This is a genomic window from Flavobacterium sp. UBA4854, assembly GCF_002399805.1.
In the GTDB taxonomy this organism is placed as follows: Bacteria; Bacteroidota; Bacteroidia; order Flavobacteriales; family Flavobacteriaceae; genus Flavobacterium; species Flavobacterium ginsengisoli.
In genome coordinates this window covers 23,754-32,067 of sequence record NZ_DHEI01000146.1, presented here as the reverse complement: position 1 = coordinate 32,067, position 8,314 = coordinate 23,754, and the positions used below count along the sequence as shown (strand labels likewise).

General features: G+C 32.4%; 3 protein-coding genes. All 3 read right to left on the bottom strand.

The features are described from left to right. Nucleotides 1–572: DUF4230 domain-containing protein (locus B3J44_RS21340; RefSeq protein ID WP_286971303.1), on the bottom strand; the 572-nt coding region annotated here is incomplete at its 3' end. Nucleotides 573–761: 189 nt separating this feature from the next. After that, the gene (locus B3J44_RS21335) at nucleotides 762–3,077 is read right to left on the bottom strand and encodes a BamA/TamA family outer membrane protein (protein ID WP_286971302.1); all 2,316 of its coding nucleotides are present in this window, start codon (nucleotides 3,075–3,077) and stop codon (nucleotides 762–764) included. Next, nucleotides 3,061–8,172, bottom strand: a complete 5,112-nt coding sequence (locus B3J44_RS21330; RefSeq protein WP_286971301.1) for a translocation/assembly module TamB domain-containing protein — start codon at nucleotides 8,170–8,172, stop codon at nucleotides 3,061–3,063. Before B3J44_RS21330 ends, B3J44_RS21335 begins: the two co-directional genes overlap by 17 nt. Nucleotides 8,173–8,314: the final 142 nt, after the last annotated feature.

The following is an 8,314-nucleotide window of genomic DNA, read 5'->3' as shown; positions in this document are numbered from 1 at the left end:
TGCAGTTTCCACCCCATTGAATTGGTCATAATTAAAATCTTAGACAATTCGCTTATCAATCGGTTTTGAGCGTTAGTTTTAAGTGTAGAATTTTCGATTTTTTTAGCCAGATTGGCTTTTACCGATTTATTGATTTTATTGTAATCATCGCCTGTAAACGGATTCAGTTTACTTTGCTCGACATCATAAAATTGAATGTCAGGATTTATAGTAATTTCTTCTTTTGGGATATTTAAAATTGTGATGGTTTTGTTTTTTTCATCAATATCATATTTCATTTGATGCAGATCGTAAGCAACCGTGACATTTGCGTTGACCACAATGAGCGCTTTTTTCTCAAAAGAAATCATGTCCATTAAATATTTCTGCTGATTTTTATAGGTAATAACTTCAGAAAAATGTCCTTCGGTCACAACCAATTTTCCAACGTTAAGAATCTGCTGCTGAATTAAATTGGTATTGTACTGAATATCTGAATCGTCTTCTTTTTTGAACTGGCAATATTTAAATCCCAGAACAATTATTAAAACGATAACTCCAACACCTATAATTCTTTTGATCAAGTTTTGCATTCCTCTAAAATATTTTAGACCAATTTACTCCTTTTTTTAGTTTTTTTGCCACGAATTACACTAATTACACTAATTTTTTGAAGCGTTTAATTTTTAATTTTTTCAAATTTTAATTTGTAATTGAAAAACACAGAAGAGAAATTTGTGCTAATTCGTGATCCCGATAGCTATCGGGAGTGGCAAATAAACTTAAAATGGATATCCGATAGCGATATTTAAAATTAGGTTATCTTTTCTCCAAGAACTGTTTCCTAAATTAATATTATCTATCACCCATCTTTGTCCGTCTGGCAAAGCAGGATTTCGAAGCGGAATGGCTAAATCGGTTCTTAAAACCAAAAATGACAAATCGAAACGTAAACCAACTCCTGCTCCAACGGCAATTTCTTTCATAAAATCTTTTGAAATTTCTGCTCCAGGTTTATCAGGATCGGCATGTAAAAGCCAAATATTTCCAGCATCTACAAATACAGCACCTCTTACAATGCTAAATAATTTAGCGCGATATTCTGTATTGAATTCCAGTTTTAAATCGGCTGATTGATCTGGCGTATAATTATCATTTGTGGTTGGCGGAATAACATAACTTCCTGGTCCTAAAGTTCGTGCTCTAAATGCTCGAATACTATTGGTTCCTCCCACAACAAACTGTTTTGAAGCTGGAAGCGTATTCGAATTTCCGTAAGCAAATCCAGCTCCAACAATCAATCTGCTGGCTAATTCACTTTCTTTTCCAAGCTTTAGATAATGTCTAAAATCAGATCTGATTTTCACATATTGGCTAAACGGTACATCAAATATTGTCTTTACTTTATTTGGATAGTCTGCTCCCGTAACCAAACCCGTAATGTTTCCTGCCAAATCCAATTCACCATTAAAATAGATTGTATTCTTTTTACGTTTTTGCATCGTGTTGGTGTACGTATAGTTATATGTCGGACCAAAAATTAATTGTTTCTCAATCACCTTTCCTAATGCGGGATCATCTTCTATATCAGCCAAATATTCTGGTGTAACATGATTCGGACTTACATATGTAACATCAATCACATTCAGTTGATGTTCTTTACGAATGTTCTCTTTCCACATATATCCAAAAGAAGTGTTGAAAGAGTTTAAAGCATAAAGTTGTGTTCTTTTTTGGTATTCGTAACGTAGCGTTGCCTTAGTTCTAGGCACATATTCGCTATTTCCTTCAATATGAAAAGGCGTTATAAATCTTGGCCAAGTTAAACTTACTTCACCTCCGAGTTTATAAATATTCTTTCCTTTATTTGTTCCACCAAGCTGAAAATCGGCTCCTCCAAAAACAGAAGCGGTAAACAATTCTGCTCCTCTCAAAAAATTTCGATTATTCCAATTTAAGTTTAATTCTGTACCAGTGTAACTCGCAGAATTGGTTTTACCGATAACTTCTACACGAATAAATTTTTTAGGCAAAAGCGTTAGAAAGTAATAAGAATCTAACGCATTCGGAATAGAATCTGACGGTTTAAATTCGTTCTTTACAAAACTAAATGTTCCCAGATTAACAAATCTGTTTAAAGTCAAATTATGATCTTTTCGATTGTAAACATCTCCTTTTTTGAAATAAATTGTTCGATCATAAATTCTTGGTTTGAAAGTTTCTGTCGTATCAATTATCGTGAGATCTTTATATTGTGTCATGTTTCTTTTTCGATAAACCGCACTATCATTTGTTAGAGAATAATTTGGATACACAAAAATCTTATCAATTTTATAAGTGGTTAAAGCTTTTACTGGCGTATCGTCTTTTATAACCAATCTAATTCTTACTTCGTGATCTCCTTTACTGCTGTCTACTTTGGCCAAAATATAATCTGGATTAAAGTAGAAATAGCCTTTCTCTTTCAGTCTTGCATCGATTCTTTCTCTTTCTGCTTTAATAACATCCAAATCATAAGGCGCACCCACTTTAAGCAAACTTCTTCTGCTGCTTTTTGCAATAATCTTTGACATTTTTAAAGAATCGTCGGGAAATATGACGCTTTTTATAATGTATTGCTGTCTTGGCGTAACGATATACTCTGCCGTAACTCTTTTGTTTCGAACAGTCGAATCGGCACTTACACGGGTTTTAAAATAGCCTCTATTTTCAGTAAAATTTCGAAGGACAGATGCATTATAATCTAAATCTACCTGACTGAAAAGTACTGGTGGTTCTCCGACTTTATTTCTTAACCAATATCTTGTTCCTTTATCTTTTTTAGGTTCGCCAGCAAGATTATATATTAATAATTTTGGACGCAAGCCAAAGATTTGCTTGTTTGGTTTTGGGCGCAACAAACCCTCGAGTTCCTTTTCTAATGCTTTTCGATTTTTCTTTTTCATAATCGAATCTTTTATGGTCACGGAACCTCCTGTATAAAGCAAATCGCCCTCTGGAAGGTATTTTGTATTACTGCATCCTACAACAAAAAATAAGAAAAGCAGTGCAATACACTTTATATAAAATGGGTTTATATGATTATGTTTTCTGCTCATTTCCTTCAATTGTTTTTTCGTCTTCGTTCTCCTGCAATTTTTCCTTTTCCTTCTGTTCTTTCTTTTTCTGTTTTTCTTTTTCCTTACGGACTTTATCTTCTTTTATCAATTCCTTTTCTTTTTCTGTACGATGGAAAAGTTCTCTAAATTTATTGTAACTCATCGTGATAACAAACGCAACACCAGTTTCAATTACCTGACCTTCTACAGCAACCTGATATTGGTTTTTACGATAAGCACGAATCATATAACGGCCATCTTTTGTCAATTGATAATCTAATGCAACATCGCCCGCGATGTTGGTTGTTTCTTCGTTGGCGCGTTCCTGCCCTTCTACTCCAAAACTGCTTCCAACAGTAACTTTCAAACGATCGTCTAGTAATTTTTTAGAAACTTCGACATTCAAATCGGTTCTGTTTTGCATGGTTCCTGTTGTGTAATCTTCTGTCGATTCTAAGTCAAAATTCACTTCAAAACCTGTAATAAGATCTCCTGCCAGATTATTTAATTGCTGCGAAAGAATTTTACTTACACTTTGTCTAGCAAAAGATTCTGCATTTGTACCGCCACTTTCGCTAGAAAACGGATTTTCGCCCACAAATCGGTTTAATAATAAAAGTGCAAAAACCTGTTTATTCAATTCCGCTGGATCTTGTTCTAATTGTTTCAGTTTTGTTTGTGTCATTTCTACAACATCTGTAGAAACATTATAATTTCCTTCTGGAAGCACAATTCCGAATGAGATTTCTGGTTTCAGCAATTCTCCATTCATTTTCAATAAAGTCTGAAATGGAAGTTTTTGTTTATAGGTATTTTGTACCGCTTGCGATTCTCCTTTTAATTGATTTCCTAATAAATCAATTGGTGCTGTGTTTACTTTATAAATGGCTGTAATATTTAAAGTTGCCATTGTTGGCTCACCATTCCAAGTGATAAAACTTCCTTGCTGAATATCGAACTTTCTTTTTATTCCGTTGAAATTCATCTGATAAGAACCGTCTGAGAATTCATATTTTCCAGTCAAAGTTGTTTTTCCAGATTGATCAATTCCTCCCACTAATTCTGCTTCACCTTTCAAATTCAAATAATCTCCATTCGACTTATCTATCAGCAGCGTCAATTCTGCTTCTTTATCAATCGAAATAGCAACATTCACATCCATTCCTTTCAATTCCGATTGATTCAGTTTATTCTGCATATCAACCGTTTGTTTGAGATAGGCATTATCTTCATCAACAAATTCTACAATTCCTTCTCGATCTGCAATTGACGGATCAGACTGAGGCATTACCACTGTAAATTTGGTTTCTTTGTTGATTTTAAGCGTTCCATCTACAATTGGACTATCCAAATTTCCTTTAATGTTTAGTTTTGTATCTAAAAACAAATCGCCATAAAACAAATCGTTGTCTTTTGCTTTTGAATGAATTGCTCTAAAATCATCTGCTTCTACAACCAAATTAAAATTGTATTTAACGAAATCTGGAGACTGAATGGTTCCGTTTACGTATAATTCATTGTCATTTTCGTCGAAAAGAGAGAATTTATCAAATGAAATCGTTTCATTGCTGAAAGTGATTTTTTCGTTTTTAGTTTTAAAATACGAATTCAATTGCGTTACTCTAAAACCAGCATCATTAAAGTTCAATTCGCCATTAATTTTGGGAGCCGAAGTATTTCCAGTCAAATTAAAATTTCCCGATAAAAAGCCTTGTCCTTCGGTAATATTTCCCATACTGAAACCTTGAATGCTTTTAATGTACAGTTTGTTAATTACAACATCAAAATCAAAACTTCCAGCGTCTAATTGATAATCTCCTGTTAGTTTGAGATCATTTCCTTCATCGCTTAGCGTTACATTTGCGGCAAGCGTATTGGCAGTTTTATTGTCAACTTTTATTTCTAAATCACCAACTTTTGATCCTTTAAAAGTAAAATCATCAATTTTTAAATCTGATGTAAAAGTTGGATTGGTCATTACATTTTCAACCAAAGCATTTCCGTTTATCAAACCTTGCATTAACAATTCATCTTTTTTGACCATATTCATAATGGTCTCAATTTTGAAATTTACAAAATCGACTTGCAACGGTGCATTATCTTGATTTCCTTGCGATTGTACTTTTAATTCATTTCCATTATTATTCAAATTGAATTTATTGACATATAATCTTTTTTCTCCAATTTCAATTGCATTTTCTGGATCGACATTCCATTTATCATAATTCAAAATGAAGTTTTCAGAATCCAATTTTACTATATTTTTAGAATCTTCTGCTTTAAATTCGCCCGCAATAAAATACTGTTGTTTTTGTTTTGCATCTTGAACTTCGAGCGCATAAGTCAAAATATTATTTTGAACTTGTCCGCTTAGACTTGTAAACGGAATTTTTAAAGAACCGCTTTCAATTGTAGCGACAGAAACAGAATATTCTAAAGCATTTTCTTTTGCTTCAATATTGATTTTCCCGTCAGAAATGGTATTGTTTGCATAAACAATTCTCGGAATCGTTCCTTTTACTTCCAACGAATCAGTCTGATTATTGTATTTTCCATTAATCGTAAAAGGCTCTAAACCTGTCAGTTTTGGCAATAATTTAAAAAGCACCGGATCATTATCTACCTTCAGCATAAATGCCAATCTTTGCTCATCTGATTCTGCATTAACTTTCGGATTTTTAAGATCTATATATTTCGATAATGATTTTTGAACTGAATTTGCTAAAGTCGTCAGTTTGTATTTTCCGGTTACTTCTGCTTTTAGAAATTGAGACGAAATTTTAATTGAATTGCTGTCTTTGTCTGCGAAAGCAAAAACGCGAATCGAATCTAAAACAATTGGCTCAACATCTTGCAAAATCTGAATATTGGATAAAAACACTTTTCCGTTAAGAAAATCAGGATTACTGTTGGTTATATCAGCATCAACATTACCGCGCAGTTTCATTGGTCCTGCATGGAGATTCAACTTTTCTAAATCGGCAATATCTAAATTCAGTTTTAATTTTACAGTTGGATATTTGTCTTTTGTATCTCCGCTTGCGGTCAAATTAAAATTCAGATTCGGATCTTTCATTCCAGATTTTACGGCAAAAGAACCATTTTCGATATTTCCTTTTAAAGCTAAATCTCTATAAGTGTATCGATTAAAAACCGCTTTTTGCACTAAACCATCAATCGCTGCATTTGCGGTTTTAGGATCTAAACCATTTCCTTTAACTTTCGCTTTAAGCGTAATTTTTCCGATCGAATCATTTTTAATTAATCGACCTAAATCAAATTCCTGCAGAGAAACATCTGCATCGTATTTTTCTTTATTCTTAATTCGCTGATCAAAAAGAGCGTCTACTTTTGCATTTCCAAAACTGCTATTTAAAGCCAAATTGGTTTTGAAATTCTGCACCGAACCTTTAAATTTTCCTTGCAAGCTTAGTTGCGAAGGCAATTGAATATTTTTCGGAATTGTTCCCGCAGGCACAAACATATTGATGTCTTTTGAAGTACTCGAAATCTTCTTGATATTCAAATCATAATAAGCTTTTTGAGCATCAGGAAGTCCAGCAATTTTACCAGAAAGGGAAACTTTTGTAGAACCTATTCCACTCATTTCAAATTTCGAAATATTCAAATCTTTTACTTTTCCACTCACACGGCTGTCTACGTACAGAATCGCATTTGGATTACTTTTAAACGGATTTGTTTGCTGCAAATCTGGAACGAACAGTAAAATGTCTTTAAAACCAATTTTTGATTGTTTTAAATTGGCATCAATAGCAAGATTTCCTAAATCTTTTTGAAGCGATTCTAACGATTTATATTGTGCTTTAACTTTATCTTGAACGAGTGTTTGCGGCGTTTTTAAATATAGATTTTCTAAAGAAGCATTTTTTGGACCGTAAAAGAAGTCTGTTTTTAAAGCTTGAATTTGCAAACCGCTTTTTTCGTTGACAGTTAATGTTTGTATATTTCCAGAAATAGTATCATTTCCGTAATACAATTTCTCGGCTTTAAAATTGAATTTACTCAAATCTAAATGTGCGTAATCTAAACCTTTTGTTTTCGGTTTTGACTGCATATCATCAAACTTGAAAGCTATATTTTCTAAATTGGTTTCGTTTAGTTTTACTTTCCAACCTGCTTGTTTTATTGCCGTTGTATCTAAATTGGGAGTTTGAATTTGTTTGTCTTTTGTACCTAATCTTAGATTTCCGCTAAGATTTTTTACTTCGAAAGTATCAAAATCTAAAAGCTGTTTGTTTAGATCGATTTCATTTACGGCAAGATTTAAATTTCCTAAACGAATACCTGAATTTAATTTGGAATCTTTATTATCGTATAAAATATCGATTTTAGACAAAGTTATTTTATCCAATTTCAATTTAAAATCTGGACGTTTTGAAACGGTATCAACAGTTTTGACTGAAACTTCAGCTATTTTCTCCACAACATCTTGATCTAAAACTACTTTAAGTCCGTTTAAATTAATATTCGGAATATTAAAATCCATTTGATCTAAATCGAATTTCTTGAATTTAGTGTCAAAATGAGTCAGATTTACTCGAATATCATTTTTAGAAAAATCATCCTTAAAATTAAATTTAACTTGATCGAGATTTACTTTTACAACAGAGACTTTGAAAGGTTTTGCATTTGGATCTTCAACTTTTGGTTCTTTAGACTCGAATGCTTTTATAATGTAGTCGAAATTAAAAACACCTTCTTTGTTTCTTGAAATATTAGCTTTTACATTTTCTAATGAAACCGAATTGATTTCCAGTTCGCTGCTGACCAATTTAAAAAGATCAACATCAACTTCTAATCGTTTGCCTGCCAGCAAAGTGTCTTTTTTTTGATCTTCAAAATAGAAACCTTCCAGCACTACATCTTTCGGGAATTTGATTAAGATTTTATCTAATGAAACTTTGGTTTTTATCTTGCCCTGAAGATATGTTATTGCTTTATCCTTAACGAAATTTTGAACTGATGGAACTTGAATTAAAATAATGAGAAGCAATAAAAATGCAACTATAGAAACCACGCACCATAATAGCACACGAAGTATTTTTTTTAGAAAATGTTTCGGTTTCTTATTCATACGTCAATAAAATCTTTTAGATTAAAATTGCTTCTGAAAAAAGCAGAGTTAGACATCTTACAAAAATGTAAAATTTAAACCTTAACAATTTACACAATTATGAGGAATTATTCTAAAATTTTACTGCTAAATAAGTTTTTTT

Coding starts and splice junctions, on each gene's coding strand:
- B3J44_RS21335 (WP_286971302.1), bottom strand. CDS start 3,077: ATGAGCAGAAAACATAATCATATAAACCCATTTTATATAAAGTGTATT.
- B3J44_RS21330 (WP_286971301.1), bottom strand. CDS start 8,172: ATGAATAAGAAACCGAAACATTTTCTAAAAAAAATACTTCGTGTGCTA.